Here is a 17,545-nt window from a genome sequence, read left to right on the forward strand (position 1 = left end):
GGGTCACTGTTTTTTGGGAACGACCTGCAATACCAGGTCGATGCGCCGCTGAGTCCGCACAGCCGTATCGCCGTCTCCTGCGTCATTCGCGCGTTGGAGTTGCACCCCTAGCCAGGCCAGTAGCGGGCGCCGCCAGCCTTGGCTGGATGCCGTCTCGGTGGCCGTTGCAATATCCGGTGGTGTCAAGCGATTGCTCTGCAGCAAGACGCCAGCGGCAACCAGGCGAGCCAGTGGGTCTTCAATGGTGTCCAGCACCTGAGGGGCGGGTGCCAATGGGCTGGCTGGCTTTTGCGCCTGCGCATTCATGACAAGTGCCCGGTGCTGTGCCGGCAGCAGGGCCGGGTCCAGTCCATGCCATTGGCCGGTGAGGTAAGCGGCGTAGGCCTGCTCGCGGGCAGGGGCGTCCGGTGCCAGCATCTGATAGCCCGCACAGTTGTCAAACTCAAGACTGGCCACGCGAACGGCGCAGCGTGTCAACTCGGCACGGGCCAGCAGGTCCGTACGGCCAGTGCTGGAGATTTCGCTCTTGGCACGGGCAAATTCGAAGTCGGCAAGTCGGGTGTTGCCGTTCAGGTAAGCGCTAGAAAAGCCCTTGAGTGCAGCAAAGGCATTGGCTTGCCAGTCGGGTGGCGCAGGGCTGCTGGCGCAGGCCACCACAAGCAGGGCCGTACTGGCAAGCACACTCACCTTGGCGCTACGCCCCTGTATCCTGGTCAGATGTGTTGTCATGGCAGCTTGATCTCGGTGTCGCGGGCAAAAGGCCATTTTCGGTTGATCTCTTCCACCAGTTGCGAGACTTTGCGCAGGCTGATCTCCACCTCGGCGCGCAGGGCGCCCAGATCGGTGCTGGCCACGCGTGCATTGGCGCCTATGGCCTGTGCTTCGGCCAGCACGGCGTCGACCTTCTTGAGGCTGGCACGGGTGTCTGTCAGTACCCCGGTGAGCTGCGCGATGGCGGTTTGTGTCTCATCCATCACGCCCTGATTGCCAAACACCTTTTGATCGGCTTTGGCGAGAAGCGCATTGGCACGGTCCAGGCTGGTGTTGGCCCGGTCCAGGGTAGCGATGACTTTTCGGGCATTTTCTTCACTGCCCAGCATGCCGGTCAGCACGCCGTAACGACCGGTCAGGCGTTCGGTAACGGTGCGCAGGTGACCCAGGCTGGTGTTGATGCTGGATTCGGGCCCGGTCATGTTTTCCAGGTTTTCCAGCAGTGCACGGGTGGAGGCGACCAGGCGCGGAATTTCGGCATTGGTGTCGCCGCGCAAGACGGTACGCTCCGCGTTTTCGGGAAGCGGGGGGTCGGTCAGCATGCCGCTGAAGGCGCGGATGCGGGTCTCGCCCACCATGCTGCGCTCCATGGTGAAGATGCTGGAGGTGCGCAGCCAGTGGGCATCCTTGCGCGGCACGTCAATTACCATGCGGGCCTTGCCTTCAGGGCTGAGTTCGATGCGGCGCACCCGCCCTATGGGGAAACCCGAAAAAGTCAGATCCATGCCGACGATGACGCCCTCCGAGTCATCCGCCACCAGAACCAGTTGCTGCGTGCTTTCGAACACGCCTCGCGCATACATCACATAAAGCAAAAAGCTGCATACCAGCGCCGTGACCAGGACCAGCAAGGCGATGGCCCTGGACTCGACTTGGGACAGGGTGGGCGGGTTTTCGGATTGGGGTTGCATGTTTGCGTGTGCCGCCTAGATGTACTTGACCACCAGGGAAGCAGCCTCGATCAATAGTAGTACCAAAAACAGCCGGACTGCACCGGGCTGCACGGCATCCGCGCTGGTCACGGGGCGTGCTTCCAGGCTGGCGGCCATGGGTACCACAGCCACCGCCATGCTGAAGAAAATGGTTTTGAGGCCAAAGCCCAGCGTGACTGCCAGATCGAACACGTGGCCCACTGTGCGTGTGTAACCAGGCAAGCCCCAGGGCGACAGGCCGTAGACCGTGAGGTAGGCCAGCACCAATGCGATCACACTGCTGACCAGGGCAAGCGTTATCACCGAGAAAGCACTGGCCATGACACGGGGCATCAGTTCGTTGCGCATGTGGGTCAGACTCAGGGATGGCATGTCCACGGCGTGGGCGCTGCCTGTGCTGGCCGCGCTGAACGTCAGTCCGGCGCGCAGCGCCACAAACATGGCGGCCGACAGCGGTATCAGCTCAAGCACCAGCACGCGCACCACCATCTCCAGCGCATATTGCGAGAGGCCGTAGCTCAGGGCTGTCACGACCACGATGCGAATCAGCACCAGGCTCAGTAGCGTTGTCATGGCTGTGAACCAGGGCAACACTTGCCAGGTGCTGACGTAAATATATTTGGAACTGGTGGCGCGGTTCGCCCGGTTATAGGTCGATGGCGATAGCCCGATGACCAGCACCATGGCACCAAACCGAAGCATATGCCACCAACTGGCGATACCCCGCAACAAGGCTGTGCTCCATACGGCAGGAACAAGGTGCAGGGACGAGCGTGTGGACATGGGCGGATGATAGCGGGGTGCTGGAAAAACCCTTTGTCATCGCGCATGCCTTTTCATTTCCGTGCTTTTTTCACACCTCAGGCCGCTGATGTGATTTAGCGCACATGCACTGTGACGATGATGGGCTTAGACTGAATCTCTGCTGAAGGGAGCCATCATGCAACAGTTAAAAATCGCCGAGAAGCCGCCAACGCTGAACGCGGAATTGATGCGTTTCTTTATCCAGCGCCTGATCACGTGGGGCGCCGAAAGCCCGCCACCCAAGCCGTTCAACGCGGACCGGTTTGATGATTGCGACTTGGACCAACGGGTTCGCCAATCGGGTGAGTGGTAGTCCATATTTACTCTCAAGCGTTTTCTCGCGTCATTTTCAGCTTGGCTGCAATGCAGCGAAAAGCATATACTGTACATATTTACAGTATTATTTCTTTCGCCTTGTCGGCTCTCCATGTCAGCGTTGTTGTCTCTTTTTCCAGCTGCCGGTGCGCCAGCCGTTTGGCGTGCCGATGAATTAGCACATCCATCGGGTGCGGTGCTGGCCACGGGGTATGCGCTGTTGGACAGCCAGCTGCCCGGTGGGGGTTGGTCGATGGGGTCCATGGTGGAAATCCTGCAGGCCCAAGCGGGTCAGAACGAATGGCGATTGCTTTTGCCTGCCTTGAGGCGCTCCGCTGCCGGCCCTGTGGTGCTGGTAGGCGCACCTCACGTGCCGTTCGGACCGGGGTTGGCGGCTCAGGGTTTTGATGCGCAGCGTCTGTTGTGCGTTGACGTGCAAGCACCTGCAGCACGCTTGTGGGCGACTGAACAGGCGTTGCGCTGTTCGGCGGTATTCATCGTGCTGGTCTGGTTGCCCCAGGTGCGTGCCGAGCCTTTGCGTCGCTTGCAAATGGCCGCCCATGAGCACGGCAAGCTTTTGTTTGTGATGCGCCCGGCCCAGGCCAGGGATGAGTCCTCGCCAGCCGTTTTGCGCTTGCTGGTGGCCAGTCCGACCACAACCGACGAGCCTGTGCCCTTGGACGCCTTGTGTCTGCAGGTGCTCAAGCGGCGCGGTCCGCCGCTGTTGCAAGCCCTGGCCTTGCCGGCCCGCAGTGGGCGCCTGGGCGCCCTGTTGGCGCTGAAGGAACAGGGCGAGACGGGCAGGCATGACATCGGGAGACGTGATGCATTGGATCGCCTTGCAGCCGCAGCCCGATGAAGGGGGCGATGCCCTGGCGGTTTTGGGATGGTGGGCCCTGCAGTTCAGTCCCAAGGTGGCGCGCCTTGAAGATGTGCTGGTGCTGGAGGTATCTGGCAGTGAACGTCTGTGGGGTGGTCGCCCCCGGCTTCTTAGTCAAATAATTGAGTCAGATAAGCCAGTCGCCCTTTCCAAATATGCACAAGGCGCTACGTCTTTGATAGCAATGGCGCGTCTTCACGCGGCAGGGCTTGCGCGCACTGTCCCGGACAAGCTGCCGCTGGCTGCATTGGCTGCAGCCCGCCCTCATCTGGCCACCTTGCAAAAAATAGGTTGTTCGTACTGGGGTGAGTTGCGCGCGTTGCCGCGTGGCGGTGTGGCACGGCGCTTTGGCGCACCTTTGCTGGCTGCCCTGGACCGTGCCTATGGCGAGACACCCGATATCTATCCCTGGCTGCGTGTGCCAGAGGTATTTGATGCCACGCTGGAGCTGGATGCTCAGGTTGAGTCTGCCCCCGCGCTGCTGTTCGTTGCGCGCCGTTTGCTGGGCTCATTGCAGGCCTGGCTGCAGGCGCAACACCGCGGTGTTTTGGCGTTTGAATTGATATGGACCATGGACGCGCGGCGTGATACGGCCACCGAGGGCCAGTTGGTGGTGCGCACGGCCGAGCCCACGCGCGACATGGCGCACCTGCAGCGTTTGCTGGGCGAACATCTGGCACGGGTCACTTTGTCGGCCCCGGCGCTCTACCTGCGTTTGCGCTCCCTGGAAACGCAAGCATTGCAGGACAGAAGTGCCAGTTGGTTGCCCGATGCGCAGCAGACGGGCGACAGCCTGCAGCAATTGCTGGAGCGCTTGAGTGCGCGCCTGGGCTCGCAGCAGGTACTGCACTGCCAGACACGGGCAGACCATCGGCCGGAACGGATGCAGGCTTGGGCGCCTGCTGCATGTGCTGTGAAATTTATAGCTAATGATGCAAACAATACAAGGGCCGGAGGGCAAAAAAATACAAAAGAAGTGGGGCTTTATCCGACCTGGCTGCTGGCTGAGCCCCTGAAGCTGGCGGTGCGCCACAACAACCCGTTGTACCAGGGAGCGCTGACTTTGATCGCGGGTCCGCAGCGCATCGAAGCAGGCTGGTGGGGCGGCGGTGAGTGCGCCCTGCGTGACTATTTTCTGGCTTGCAGCGCGCAGGCGGGTTTGCTATGGATTTACCGGGAGCGCCTGGCAGGGCGGGATGATGCAGGGGGTGGCGCCGATGCAGAACCAGAGTGGTATTTGCACGGAATTTTTGCGTAGCGGGATGCTGAAGCGCCCTGGAGCCCGTGCTTGGGCTCCAGGCATCTTATTCAGGAATTTTGCTGCTTGCGGCGTCGTTCCAGATAAGCCTGCAACTCGCCCACCACGCCCTTGCGGAAAGCCAGCACGCACAGCACAAAAATCACGCCGATGATCACGGTCACCCAGGAGCCGACCTTGTCGGCCAGCAGATTTTGCAGCGAAATCACAATGCCGGCACCAAATACCGGGCCAAAGAAGGTGCCTACGCCACCCAGCAGCGTCATCAGAATCACCTCGCCCGACATGGACCAGTGCACGTCGGACAGGGTTGCAAAGCCCATCACCAGTGTCTTGAGCGAACCCGCCAGACCCGCCAGCGTGGCAGACAGCACAAAGGCCAGCAGCTTGTAGCGGTCCACCTGGTAGCCGAGCGAAATGGCACGCGGCTCGTTCTCGCGGATCATTTTCAGCACCTGGCCAAAAGGCGAATTCACGATGCGTGAAATGGCCAGGAAGCAAGCCACGAACAAACCGACCACCAGGTAGTACATGGTGGTGTCCGACTCCAGGGAGATCAGGCCGAACAGCGCGCCGCGTGGCACGCCCTGCAAGCCGTCCTCACCGCCGGTAAAAGGCATTTGCAGACAGACAAAGTACACCATCTGCGCAATCGCCAGGGTGATCATGGCGAAATAGATGCCCTGGCGCCGGATGGCCACCATGCCAACCACCAGACCGATTAGGCCCGAACCCAGGGCGCCAAACAGGATACCCAGTTCAGGCGTGAAATTCAGCACCTTGATCAGATGGCCGGTGATGTAAGCAGCGGCACCAAAAAACGCTGCGTGACCGAACGACAGCAGTCCGGTAAAGCCCAGCAGCAGGTTAAAGGCGCAGGCAAAGATGGCGAAGCACAGCAGCTTCATCACAAACACGGGGTAGAGCCCGAGCATGGGTGCCAGCAATGCCAGGATCAGCAGTGCGATATAGGTGATGCGAATGAGTTTGGCGGCTTGGGTCATCAGCTTGTCGTGGGTGCTGGGAGTAGTGATTGCGTTCATGGCTCAGGCCTCCTTGCCAAACAGGCCCGCCGGGCGAATCATGAGCACGATGACCATGATCACAAAGACCACGATGCTGGAGGCCTCGGGGTAGAAAACCCGCGTGAGACCTTCAATGATGCCCAGGCCGAGGCCGGTCAGGATGGAGCCCATGATGGAGCCCATGCCGCCGATCACCACCACGGCAAACACCACGATGATCAGGTTCGAGCCCATCAGCGGGTTGACCTGGATGATGGGCGCGGCCAGCACTCCGGCCAGCGCGGCCAGGGCAGCCCCTGCACCATAGGTCAGCATGACCATCACCGGGACGTTGATGCCAAAGGCCTGCACCAGTGCGGCGTTTTCGGTGCCGGCGCGCAGGTAGGCGCCCAGTCGTGTGCGTTCAATCAGGTACCAGGTGCCCAGACATACGGCCAGTGATACCAGGACCACCCAGGCGCGGTAGTTCGGCAGGATCATGAAGCCCAGGTTGGTGGCGCCCGACAAGAGTTCGGGGACGTTGTAGGACTGGCCGGACACGCCATACAACTCGCGGAAAATGCCTTCTGCGATCAGTGCCAGGCCAAAGGTCAGCAGCAGGCCGTACAGCGGGTCGAGCTTATAAAGATGTTTCAGGAACAAGCGCTCGATGGCGACGCCGAGCGCGCCCACCAGCAGGGGTGCCAGCACCAGCGCAAACCAGTAGTTGATGCCGAATTGATCCATCATGATCCAGGCAGCAAATGCGCCCAGCATGTAGAGTGCACCGTGCGCAAAATTGACAATGCCCAGAAGACCAAAAATAACTGCCAGGCCCAGACTGAGCATGGCGTAAAAAGCGCCATTGACCAGGCCCAGCAGCAGCTGGCCCAGAAAAGCTTGATGGGGAATACCGAAAATTTCCATGGAGGCCCGTCAGTTCATGCCTTGCGATGTGAAAAACGGCCGACCGCACATGCGATCAGCCGCTCTGGAGGTCAATTTACTTTTTCAGCAAAGAGCATTTGGATTCGGCCACTGTGGTGAAGGCCTGCTCGCCAGGTACCTTGGCAATGGTCTTGTAGTAATCCCAGGGGGTAATCGACTCCTTGGCCGACTTGACCTGGAACAGGTACATGTCGTGGATCATGCGGCCGTCAGCCCGGATTTGCCCCTTGTTGTAAAAGTCGTCAATCTTCATGCTTTTCAGGGTCGACATCACCTTGTCGGCATCGGTCGTACCGGCAGTCTGCACGGCTTTCAGGTAGGTGGTGGTCGCAGAGTAGTCTGCGGCCTGGATGCTGGAGGGCATGCGCTTGTATTTTTCGAAGAAACGCTTGGCAAACTTGCGTGAGGCATCGTCCTGATTCCAGTACCAGCTGTCCGCCAGTTGCAGGCCTTCGGTGTTGGCCAGGCCCAGGCTGTGCACGTCGTTGATGAACACCAGCAGACCCGCCACTTTCATGGTTTTGGTGATGCCGAATTCCTTGGCCGCCTTCATGGCGTTGGTGAAATCACCACCGGCGTTGGCCAGGCCCAGGATCTGGGCTTTACTGGACTGTGCCTGCAGCAGGAAGGAGGAGAAGTCGGACGCGTTCAGTGGATGGCGCACGGTGCCGGCAATGGTGCCGCCATTGGCCTTGACCACAGTGGAAGCATCGCCTTCCAGCGAATAGCCGAAGGCATAGTCAGCCGTCAGGAAGTACCAGCTCTTGTTGCCGGCCTTGACCAGTGCAGAGCCTGCCACCTTGGCCAGTGCCACGGTGTCATAAGCGTAGTGCACGCTGTAAGGCGTGCAGTCTTCATTGGACAGGCGCGCCGAACCGGCACCGATGGCGATGAAGGGACGCTTTTTCTCCGCCGTGACTTTGGACATGGCCAGCGCAGTGCCCGAGCTGGTGCCGCCGATCAGCATGGACAGGCCATCCTTGTCGATCCATTCGCGGGCTTTGGAGCTGGCCACGTCGGCCTTGTTCTGGTGGTCGGCAGTCAGCACTTCGATGGGGCGGTTCAGCACCTTGCCACCGAAATCCTGGGCGGCCCACTTGACCATTTCACCGCCGGCCGGGCCGTCGATGTCGGCATACAGGCTGGACATATCGGTGATGAAACCAATTTTCACCGGTCCGGTGTTTTGTGCAGATGCAGCGGCGCTAAAGCCAATGGCCAGTGCGGCGACGAGTGTGGTGAGTTTCATGAAGTCTCCTATTGAGTGCGGGTCGAAAAACGGATGAAAATGTGAGATGGATGGCGGACGACGCTGCGTCAAACCCCCAGGTATTCCTGAAGCATGCCCATGTTTTCGGTCAGCTCGGCTTGAGCAAACTGCTTCACGATGGTGCCGTGTTCCATGACGTAAAAACGGTCGGCCAGTGGGGCTGCAAAGCGAAAGTTCTGCTCCACCAGGACAATGGTGTAGCCCTTGGCCTTGAGCGTCAAAATCATCTCGCCCAGTTTCTGCACGATGACAGGCGCCAGGCCCTCGGAAATCTCATCGAGCAGCAACAAACGTGCGCCGGTGCGCAAAATGCGCGCCACGGCCAGCATCTGCTGCTCGCCGCCAGACAGCCGGGTGCCGGGACTTGATGCACGCTCTTTCAGGTTGGGAAACATCTCGTAGATTTCGTCTACGCTCATGCCACCCGGTGCAATGGTGGGTGGCAGCATCAGGTTTTCCTCGGCGGTCAGGCTGGCGAAGATGCCACGTTCCTCGGGACAGTAGCCAACGCCCAGGTGGGCAATCCTGTGTGGCGCCAGTTTGACCGTCTCGGTGCCATTGATCTTGATGGAGCCTTTGCGCGCGCCGGTCAGGCCGACAATGGCGCGCATGGTCGTGGTGCGTCCGGCACCATTGCGTCCCAGCAGCGTGACCACTTCGCCCTGGTGCACGGTCAGATTCACACCATGCAGGATGTGCGACTCGCCATACCAAGCATGCAGGTCTTCAATACGAAGGAGCTCGGCAGTCATCAATGCGCTCCTTGCAATTCGGTATCGACGGTGCCCATATAGGCCTCGATCACCAGCGGATTTTTGGAAACCTCGGCATAAGGGCCGTCGGCAATGATGGCGCCGCGTTGCAGCACCGTGATGCGGTCGGCAATCTTGGAGACCACATTCATGTTGTGCTCGACCATCAGGATGGTGCGCCCGGCAGATACTTTTTTGATCAGCTGCGTGACGCGGTCCACGTCTTCGTGCCCCATGCCTTGTGTGGGTTCGTCCAGCAGCATCAGTTCAGGCTCCAGCGCCAGCGTGGTGGCCAGTTCCAGGGCGCGTTTTCGGCCATAGGGCAGATTCACGGTCAGCTCGTCGGCAAAGTCCTGCAAGTCAACCTCGGCGAGCAGTTGGCGGGCACGCTGGTGCAGATGAAACAGCGTGCTTTCCGCTTTCCAGAAATGAAACGAGGTGCCCAGATTGCGCTGCAAGGCAGCGCGCACGTTTTCAAGCACCGTCATGTGCGGAAATACGGCCGAAATCTGGAAGGAACGGACAATGCCGCGCCGCGCAGTTTGCGCCGGTTTTTCGGTCGTGATGTCTACGCCATTGAAGGTAATGCTGCCTGAGGTGGGATGCAAAAACTTGGTCAGCAGGTTGAAGAAAGTGGTCTTGCCTGCACCGTTAGGACCAATCAGCGCGTGAATGTGGCCGCGCTGAACTTTCAGGTCGACCTGGTTGACGGCCACGAATCCCTTGAATTCCTTGGTCAATCCACGCGTTTCAAGAATGAACTCCGCTGGCAAATTACTCTCCGGTTGTGCATGTTGGGCTGACAGGCGTACACGCCCCCAGCAAGATGAGCGAATGCTAACGAGTTGCCTGGCAACTTGTAAGGGGGTTAGCACTTAAGTAGTATTACTAGCCCTTTTTTATACGAGAAGGGGGGACTTTTTCTCTGCAATTCGTATGCAGCTATGCTGCTGGCAGCAACCCGCGCTTTAACCTCAAAAACACCCCGTCATCATGCAAGACATCAGCGTCCCGGACTACTACCCCCAATTCAGTTGCACTGGTCCTTTGTGTGAGGACACCTGTTGCAGTTCGTGGAGCGTGGGGATCGATCGGGACACCTATCACAAGTACAAACAAAACCGGCACCCGGTTCTGGCGCCGCTCTTCAAGCTTGCCGTCAGCAAAAACATCTCGGCCGATGCCACCAACAGGAGCAGCTTTGGCGTGATGAAGATGCGGGAGGATGGCGCTTGCCATTTTCAGCAGGAAGACAAGCTGTGCGCGATCCATGCCCACATGGGGGCGTCAGCGCTCAGCGACACGTGCAGGCTTTACCCGCGCTACCTCAATCAATTCGGCACCCAGCGGGAGAACTCACTCGGGGTTTCCTGTCCGCAGGCGGCACGCCTGATCCTGTTGAATCCGCAGCCGATGCAGTTTCTTTCCATGGCGCCCGACCCCGAGATAGATGCCCGCCCCTTTGTGTCCTACCGTTTCCCCTTGAACAATGACGGCGATCCGGCGCAAATTGCGGTATTGAATGATTTTCGTGCCGTCATCATCGCGATCCTGCAAGCCCGGGATTTGAGCCTGGGGGCACGTTTGATGGTGCTGGGTTTTTTGCTGGAAGATGCAGAAAAAGTATTTTCCTCCCGTAGCTTTGCCGATGCGTCGGAACTGTTGCCTGTATTGGAGTCCTTTGTTGCGATGCTGTCGCACCCGGCGCAACTAGAAATCCAGTTCGCACAGGTCACGCCCAATGTGCCGCGCAAACTGGAGTTGCTTGCGAAGCTGATTACGCAGGCCTTGGCGGGCAGCGCGTCGGCCCGCTTCAAGGACTGTTTGCTGGCTGCTGCCCAAGGGCTTGCCGCCGTGCCCGCAGCGAGTACTCTGGAGCGCTACGCGCAAAGTCACGCCGGGTTTTACCAAGCGTTTTTTCAGGACAGGCAGTACATCTTTGAAAACTACCTTGTGAACCAGGTGATTACCCGCCTGTTTCCTTTTGCCCGCGGTTCCTATCTGGATTTGTACCGTGAGCTGGTGAGCAATCTATCGATCATCCAGGGCTTGCTGGTTGGGGTGGCAGCCCAGGACAAAGGACTGGATGAGGGCCGCGTTATTCAGGTGATCCAGTCCTTTGCGCGCTATTCGAATCACAACCGCAATCACCTGGATCAGCTGCTCGAATCGCTGCGGGCCGGTGCGCAGGACTCTTTCGTGCATGTCATGTGGCTGCTCCGGGAGGCCTAGCTGACGGAATTTCTCGGGTTCCCCCGACTTGTCAAAAGTACGGAGGTATCGACCAGGTCGCCCTGGTTGCGTGTGAATGTGGGTTCAAGGGCGAACTGCGATTTCGTTCCTGACCGACTTGACGCCACTTACACCGCGGGCAATGTTCTCGGCCTTGTTTTTCTCGGTGCTGCTTTTGGCGAAGCCTGACAGCATCACCGTGCCATTCAGTGTCTCGACCCGGATACTGGTCGCAGCAACTTCCTTGTCGTCGGCAAAGCGTGCTTTGATGCTGGTGGTGATGGCAGTGTCGTCAACGTAGGCGCCAACGGTTTCCTGACCGCGCGTTACTGCGCAGCCGGTTGCGCTCAGCAGGGCTGCGGCAGTCATGAGGGCGGCAAGAGTGGTGCGAATGTACATGGTGAATCTCCAGTTAAAGTGAATGTGCGCCGGGGGTCAACATGGCACCCAGCCGCTAAGTCAACTGTAAAAGCTGCAGCGTGATGCCACCATCAGCGCGAGCCGCATGTCAATGTAGGACGGCGCCGACAGGCGTTGGCCCGCGGGCTCGCACGGTAGAAGTTAATGTCGGCAGTTTGGCCTGAATCAGCGTGCCTTGCCCCGGCCTGGAAGCTACAGCCAGGGTTCCACCTTCGGCTTCCACGCGAAAGCGCATGCCGACCAACCCGTACGCAGAGCGTGATGCCACGTCAGTGTCGAAGCCGATGCCATCGTCACGCACCGAGACGATGACCTGGTCAGCTTCGGTTGCCAGGCGCACCCAGACACTCTTGGCCCGGGCGTACTTGGTGATGTTGGTGATGGCTTCCTGCACCAGGCGGTAGATCATCAGCTCGGCGGTCGCCTCCAACTGGACCGCCTCCAGTGAGCAATGAACCTCGACACCAGACTGTTCAGCGAATTCACGGGTCAGAATTTCAAGGGTCGCTACCAGTCCCAGGTTGCTCAGTGCCGATGGTCGCAGGTTTTCGATGATGTCGCGCCCCAAGGCAATGCTGCTGTTGAGGGTGCCGACCAAATGCGAGAGCAGCTCCAGGGCCTCTGGCGCCTTGTCGGCCAGTCGGGATTTGATACGGGCCGCGTCCAGCTTGGCCGAGGTGAGCAGCGCCCCGAGGTCATCGTGCAAGTTGCGCGCCAGGCGGTTGCGTTCGTCTTCGCGCGCGGTCAACAGGTGGCGTGTCAGCTCGGTCAGTTGCGCCGTGCGCTGGATGACTTCGATTTCCAGACGCTGGCGCTCTAGCTGTACGAGGCGCTGCAGTTCCTGCTGTTGTCGCTTGAGCGCCAGAGTCTGCCGCAGGTACATGAAGAGTGCCAGCAGGCTGATGGCACTCAAGGCCCCCATGCCAATGCGGCTGAGCAGCAGGGTGCGGTAGATGTCATCGCGGCTGGCTTTCACCTTCTGCGCTTCACGGTCCAGAAGTTGGGTACTGATTTTGCGGATGGCATCCATCTGCTTTTTGTTGAGTTCGCTGAGAACGATATCTGTGCTTGCTGCGCTCTTGCCTTCGTCGTGCAGCTGGATAGCCACGGCAAGCTCGGATAGCTTGGGGGTCGTCAAACCATGCAGCTGCTTCAGCACTTCGCCGGACTGTTCTTCCTTGTCGTAGTAATGCCCAAGGAATCTGAACGACTCGTCGATGTCCTTGATCGATTTTTCGTAGGGTTGAAGATACTCTTTGCGGTTGGTCAGCAAGTAGCCGCGCTGCCCGGTTTCGGCGGCCAGAATGCTCTGCTGCAAGCCCTGGATGCTGCTGCGTGCTGCACCCATCTCTCCGAGCTTGTCCAGAGTGGCTGCCGATTGCCAGTAGGACGCCTCGCTGATGAAAATCATCGCGACTGCCGCGACACAGGCCAGAGGCCAGACGATGTTGTTGTGTTTGGCGATCGCGAAAATGCTCATCTTCAGCCCTTGTTCCAAAGTGTGGGATCATCCAGCATGCAGCCTTGCCACACGCCATGATTCGAATTGCCATCATTGACGACCATGCCATGGTTCGCGCCGGATTGCGCCAGTTTTTCGCTGACCAGATCGACTTCACGGTGGTGGCCGAAGCGGCCAATGGCCGGGGGGCCATCGAGATCGTACGCAAAGGCGAGGTCGATGTGATCGTGATGGATATTTCCATGCCAGACCAAAGCGGTATCGATGCCTTGGCTGCCATCAAGGCGAGGGCTCCCGATCTGCCGGTGTTGATCCTGAGCAGTTTCCCTGAAGCGCATTACGCCACCACCTTGTTGCGCCAGGGTGCCAGCGGGTATTTGAACAAAGACTGCGATCCTGAGGAAATCATCACGGCGATCCGGACAGTATGCCGTGGGCGCAAGTACATCACGGCAGGGGTAGCCGAGCGCCTCGCCGATGGGTTGATGAGCGGCTCTGGAGACGGGCCGCTTCACGGCCAGCTTTCAGAGCGCGAGTTGCAGGTCTTCCTGCGGCTGGCCAAGGGTGAGACCATCGGCCATATGGCCGTCAGCATGTCACTCAGCGTCAAAACAGTCAGCACCTACCGCACCCGGGTGATGGAGAAAATGAAGCTTGAATCCAACAGTGACCTGACCTATTACGCACTGAAAAATGGTTTGATTCAGTAGCTGTTCTCACGGCACTGCGCCGTGGGTGTTGTCTGCGGATTCGCCGGCGGCCAGGTGACCGCAGTACGCGATCAGCGCTTCTATCTCATTGGACTTGTCGAATACATGATTTGCACCCAAGGCCAGGCATTTGCGCCGGATATCGGGCGTTGCATAGTTGCTCAGCACCACCAGTTCGCACTTTTTTGCCAAGCCCTGCGCTGCTGCCAGCACGCCCAGGCCAGAACCACTTTTGAGAAAGATATCGACGATCATCAGATCGCAATGGTTGTCTGCCTTTGAGAGCCACTGAATTGCCGTCAATTCGTCCTCGGCTGTGCCGACCACCTTGACTGGTACAAGTTCTTCCAGTGTGGCAATCAGACTGTCGCGAATAAGCGGGCTGTCTTCGACAATGAAGGTCTTGAGCTGATGCATGGACTCGCGTTGGTTCCGGGGAAGTTGGAAGGGATGGGCAAAGCGTAAAAATGTCTGCTTGAGTATGCAGTTGAAGTCGCGGGCACACCATGGGCCGCGAGCGCGTCTTTTTGTAGGATGCGTCCTACGCCAGGCGATGGTGTCATGCCCTGTGTCAAGCTCCCCATGCGTTGGGCATCTTTGTATATACTGTTCATTTATACAGTATCAAGCAAGCCTTGCCATTTTTCCACATGGAACCCACTGCGCCTGACTACGCCGAGCTGCATTGCGTGTCCAACTTCAGCTTTCAGCGCGGTGCCTCCCACCCGGAAGAACTGGTGGCGCGTGCTGCAGCGCTGGGTTACGCCGCACTGGCGCTGACCGACGCGTGTTCGGTGGCTGGCGTGGTACGGGCCCATGCCGAGGCGAAGAAGCTGGGTTTGAAGCTGTTGCTGGGGGCCGAGTTTGTCTTTGACGATGGCTGCAAGTTCATGGCCCTGGTGCATAACCTGCAAGGCTGGGGCAATCTGTGCGAGTTCATCACGCAAACGCGTTGTGCAGCGGCCAAGGGGACCTACCAGGTGTCGCGCCGGCACAGTGACTTTGCCCTGTTGGCGCATTGCGAAATTCTTCTGGCGCCGCAGCGTGCTATTACTTTTGAAGCGCTATGGTCATATATTACGTGGGCTAAGGCCGAATTTGGTACGGGAATTTGGCTGCTTCTGGAGTTGCAGCATGGCTTGGACGACGATCTGTGGCGGCACGCCCTGGGGCGCGCTGCGGCGTTGACGAGGGTGCCCCTGGTGGCCGCTGGTAATGTGCATATGCATGTGCGCTCACGCAAACCATTGCAGGATGTGATCACCGCTGTGCGTCTGGGTGTGCCGGTGTCCGCTTGCGGTTTGGCGCTGCAGGCCAATGCCGAAGCCTACTTGCGCTCACGCCAGCGCCTGGCGCAGATGTACCCCGTCGAATTGCTGGCCAACACACTCACGGTGGCGGCGCGCTGCAGCTTCAGCCTGGACGAGCTGCGCTACCAGTACCCGATGGAGACGGTGCTGCCCGGCCTGACACCCGCGCAAACCCTGCGCCAGTTCACCTACGAGGGCGCCAGCCAGCGCTACCCGCGGGGCATTGCCGCCAGCGTGCAGCAGCAGCTCGAGCATGAGCTGGCCTTGATTGCCGAGCTGCAGTACGAGATGTATTTCCTGACCGTGCACGATATCGTGGCCTTTGCCCGCAGCCGCCACATTCTGTGCCAGGGGCGTGGCTCGGCGGCCAATTCGGCAGTCTGCTATTGCCTCGGGGTGACCGAGGTGGACCCCTCGCGCATGAACATGCTGTTTGAACGCTTCATCAGCCGTGAGCGCAATGAACCGCCCGACATTGATGTGGACTTTGAACACCAGCGGCGCGAAGAAGTCATCCAGTACATCTACGCCAAATATGGCCGCGACCGTGCCGCTATCGCCGCGACGGTGGTCACTTATCGACCCCGCAGCGCCATCCGTGATGTTGGTCGGGCGCTGGGCATCGATGAGGCCCTGGTGGACGCCTTTGCCAAAGAGCAGCGCTGGTTTGATGGCAAGGTCTTGCAAGACGCGCAACTGGTACAACAACTGCAAGCGGCGGGTTTGACGCCGGATGGTGCGCTGATACGCCAGTGGCTGGACCTCACCATGCAGTTGATGGGCGCACCGCGCCATTTGAGCCAGCATGTGGGCGGTTTTGTGCTGACACAGGGCAGACTCACGCGCCTGGTGCCAGTGGAAAACGCCGCCATGCCGGATCGATCCATCATCCAGTGGGACAAGGACGATCTCGACGCCATGGGCCTGCTCAAGGTCGATGTGCTGGCCCTGGGTATGCTCAGCGCCATACGCCGCTGCCTGGACCTGGTCAGTGCGCGGCGTGGCACTACTTTGCGGATGCAGGACATTCCTTCCGAGGACCCGGCCACCTATGACATGATTTGCAAAGCTGACACCGTGGGCGTGTTCCAGATCGAGAGCCGCGCGCAGATGAGCATGTTGCCGCGTCTCAAGCCCCGCTGTTTTTACGACCTGGTGATCGAGGTGGCTATCGTGCGCCCCGGTCCCATCCAGGGCGGCATGGTGCACCCGTATCTCCAGCGCCGGCAGGGCCTGGAGCCGGTGGACTATCCCGGCGAGGGCTTGCGCGCCGCACTGGAGCGCACGCTGGGCGTACCGATTTTTCAGGAGCAGGTGATGCAGATCGCCATGCTGGCCGCCGGCTTCAGCGCGGGCGAGGCTGACAGCCTGCGCCGCTCCATGGCCGCGTGGAAACGCAAGGGCGGTGTGCACAAGTTTTATGAGCGCCTGGTGGGGGGCATGGTGGCGCGTGGCTATGCACAGGAGTTTGCCGAGAACATCTTCAAGCAGATTGAAGGCTTTGGCGAATACGGCTTCCCCGAGAGCCATGCAGCCAGCTTTGCGCTGATCACTTATGTGAGTTGCTGGCTCAAGCACCATGAACCCGCGTGTTTTCTCGCCGCCATGCTCAACAGCCAGCCGATGGGCTTTTACTCCGCCTCGCAACTGGTGCAGGACGCCCGGCGCCATGGTGTTGAAGTACGGCCGGTGGACGTGGCGCACAGTGATTGGGACTGCACGCTGGAGGCGTTGCATTCTGCTTGCGATGTGCAAACGGCTGTGCGCCTGGGGCTGCGCATGGTCTCGGGCCTGCACCATGGCGCCGCGCAGCGCATCGCTGTTGCCCGCATTGATGGCGATTTCAGCAGCACTGAAGACCTGGCCTTGCGCGCCGAGCTGGATGCAGGCGATCTCAAAGCCCTGGCGGCGGCCGACGCACTCATCAGCCTGTCGGGTCATCGCCGCCAGCAGGTGTGGGATGCCAGTGCCCGTCAACCCGCACCGCCCTTGTTGCGAGAGGTACCGGTGGAGGAATCGGTTCTTGAGCTTCCCGCAGCAGGGGAAGCAGAGGAAGTGGTTTTTGATTACGCCTCTTTGGGGCTGACTTTAAGGTCTCACCCCTTGCATCTATTGCGTAGCCAGCTATCACAATTGAAGCTGCTCACTGCCGCCCAGATGCGTGACCTGCCCCATGGCAGGCTGGTGCGCGCCTGTGGCCTGGTCACCATGCGTCAACAACCCCAAACCGCCAAGGGCGTGATTTTTGTGACGCTGGAGGACGAAACCGGCAGTGTGAATGTGATTGTGTGGAAGAGCGTGCGTGAACGGCAACGCAATGCATTGCTCAAGTCACGTCTGCTGGCGGTGTATGGCGTGTGGCAGCGCGATGTTGAGAGTGGCGGCGAAGTGCGCCACTTGATTGCGCAGCACTTGAAAGACCTGACGCCGATGCTCGGTGATCTGGCGACGCAGAGCCGGGAGTTTCACTGACGTTT

At 59.6% G+C, this 17,545-nt stretch carries 17 protein-coding genes; 6 read left to right on the top strand and 11 right to left on the bottom strand.

The window, feature by feature from the left end; all coding sequences use genetic code 11:
• Positions 1–3: 3 nt before the first annotated feature.
• The 3 genes from IV109_RS05070 to IV109_RS05080 are packed head-to-tail and all read right to left on the bottom strand — an operon-like array spanning position 4 to position 2,486.
• Positions 4–729: a hypothetical protein gene (locus IV109_RS05070; RefSeq protein WP_296693184.1), complete on the bottom strand. Its 726-nt coding sequence runs from the start codon at positions 727–729 to the stop codon at positions 4–6.
• The gene (locus tag IV109_RS05075; protein WP_296693187.1) at positions 726–1,682 is read right to left on the bottom strand and encodes an MlaD family protein; all 957 of its coding nucleotides are present in this window, start codon (positions 1,680–1,682) and stop codon (positions 726–728) included. Before IV109_RS05075 ends, IV109_RS05070 begins: the two co-directional genes overlap by 4 nt.
• Positions 1,683–1,697: 15 nt before the next feature.
• Entirely contained in the window at positions 1,698–2,486 is a 789-nt protein-coding gene (locus IV109_RS05080; RefSeq protein WP_296693190.1) for an ABC transporter permease, read from the bottom strand.
• Between the two features lie 157 nt (positions 2,487–2,643).
• Here IV109_RS05080 and IV109_RS05085 point away from each other — a divergent pair, with 157 nt between their 5' ends.
• The 3 genes from IV109_RS05085 to IV109_RS05095 all read left to right on the top strand — a co-directional run bounded on the left by IV109_RS05085 (position 2,644) and on the right by IV109_RS05095 (position 4,960).
• Complete coding sequence (locus IV109_RS05085) at positions 2,644–2,820, top strand: hypothetical protein (RefSeq protein WP_296693192.1); 177 nt, start codon at positions 2,644–2,646, stop codon at positions 2,818–2,820.
• A 114-nt stretch (positions 2,821–2,934) separates the two neighbouring features.
• Positions 2,935–3,681: a translesion DNA synthesis-associated protein ImuA gene (gene imuA / locus IV109_RS05090; RefSeq protein ID WP_296693195.1), complete on the top strand. Its 747-nt coding sequence runs from the start codon at positions 2,935–2,937 to the stop codon at positions 3,679–3,681.
• A complete protein-coding gene (locus tag IV109_RS05095) occupies positions 3,629–4,960 on the top strand; it encodes a DNA polymerase Y family protein (protein WP_296693199.1) in 1,332 nt (443 codons plus the stop codon). Before imuA ends, IV109_RS05095 begins: the two co-directional genes overlap by 53 nt.
• A gap of 50 nt (positions 4,961–5,010) precedes the next feature.
• Here the strand turns inward: IV109_RS05095 and IV109_RS05100 are convergent, their stop codons facing one another.
• The 5 genes from IV109_RS05100 to IV109_RS05120 all read right to left on the bottom strand — a co-directional run bounded on the left by IV109_RS05100 (position 5,011) and on the right by IV109_RS05120 (position 9,707).
• On the bottom strand, positions 5,011–5,964 hold the full coding sequence (locus tag IV109_RS05100; RefSeq protein WP_296694277.1) for a branched-chain amino acid ABC transporter permease: 954 nt from the start codon (positions 5,962–5,964) through the stop codon (positions 5,011–5,013).
• Between the two features lie 42 nt (positions 5,965–6,006).
• Positions 6,007–6,891 carry a branched-chain amino acid ABC transporter permease gene (locus tag IV109_RS05105; RefSeq protein ID WP_296693202.1) on the bottom strand — a complete coding sequence of 295 codons (885 nt, stop codon included), beginning with the start codon at positions 6,889–6,891 and terminating at the stop codon, positions 6,007–6,009.
• 76 nt (positions 6,892–6,967) lie between these two features.
• Positions 6,968–8,161: an ABC transporter substrate-binding protein gene (locus IV109_RS05110; RefSeq protein WP_296693205.1), complete on the bottom strand. Its 1,194-nt coding sequence runs from the start codon at positions 8,159–8,161 to the stop codon at positions 6,968–6,970.
• A 68-nt stretch (positions 8,162–8,229) separates the two neighbouring features.
• On the bottom strand, positions 8,230–8,934 hold the full coding sequence (locus IV109_RS05115; RefSeq protein ID WP_296693208.1) for an ABC transporter ATP-binding protein: 705 nt from the start codon (positions 8,932–8,934) through the stop codon (positions 8,230–8,232).
• Positions 8,934–9,707 carry an ABC transporter ATP-binding protein gene (locus IV109_RS05120; protein ID WP_296693212.1) on the bottom strand — a complete coding sequence of 258 codons (774 nt, stop codon included), beginning with the start codon at positions 9,705–9,707 and terminating at the stop codon, positions 8,934–8,936. The genes IV109_RS05115 and IV109_RS05120 overlap by 1 nt, the downstream gene beginning before the upstream one ends.
• Before the next feature lie 220 nt (positions 9,708–9,927).
• Between IV109_RS05120 and fliB the strand changes: the two genes are divergently transcribed.
• The gene (gene fliB / locus IV109_RS05125) at positions 9,928–11,166 is read left to right on the top strand and encodes a flagellin lysine-N-methylase (RefSeq protein WP_296693215.1); all 1,239 of its coding nucleotides are present in this window, start codon (positions 9,928–9,930) and stop codon (positions 11,164–11,166) included.
• Between the two features lie 84 nt (positions 11,167–11,250).
• Here fliB and IV109_RS05130 read toward each other — a convergent pair whose 3' ends face one another.
• Both IV109_RS05130 and IV109_RS05135 read right to left on the bottom strand, forming a co-directional pair.
• Positions 11,251–11,565, bottom strand: coding sequence for a BON domain-containing protein (locus tag IV109_RS05130; RefSeq protein WP_296693218.1), 315 nt, complete (start codon positions 11,563–11,565; stop codon positions 11,251–11,253).
• Between the two features lie 109 nt (positions 11,566–11,674).
• Positions 11,675–13,066, bottom strand: coding sequence for a CHASE3 domain-containing protein (locus IV109_RS05135; protein ID WP_296693221.1), 1,392 nt, complete (start codon positions 13,064–13,066; stop codon positions 11,675–11,677).
• Positions 13,067–13,122: 56 nt separating this feature from the next.
• On the opposite strand from IV109_RS05135, the gene IV109_RS05140 reads away from it, so the two are divergent.
• Positions 13,123–13,758 (top strand): response regulator transcription factor, encoded by a 636-nt coding sequence (locus IV109_RS05140; protein ID WP_296693223.1) that lies wholly within the window; start codon positions 13,123–13,125, stop codon positions 13,756–13,758.
• A gap of 6 nt (positions 13,759–13,764) precedes the next feature.
• Here the strand turns inward: IV109_RS05140 and IV109_RS05145 are convergent, their stop codons facing one another.
• Complete coding sequence (locus tag IV109_RS05145; protein WP_296693226.1) at positions 13,765–14,175, bottom strand: response regulator; 411 nt, start codon at positions 14,173–14,175, stop codon at positions 13,765–13,767.
• Positions 14,176–14,408: 233 nt separating this feature from the next.
• Between IV109_RS05145 and IV109_RS05150 the strand changes: the two genes are divergently transcribed.
• On the top strand, positions 14,409–17,540 hold the full coding sequence (locus IV109_RS05150; protein ID WP_296693229.1) for an error-prone DNA polymerase: 3,132 nt from the start codon (positions 14,409–14,411) through the stop codon (positions 17,538–17,540).
• The last annotated feature ends 5 nt before the right edge of the window (positions 17,541–17,545 follow it).

This window comes from Rhodoferax sp. (assembly GCF_018780565.1).
Classification (GTDB): domain Bacteria; phylum Pseudomonadota; class Gammaproteobacteria; order Burkholderiales; family Burkholderiaceae_C; genus Rhodoferax.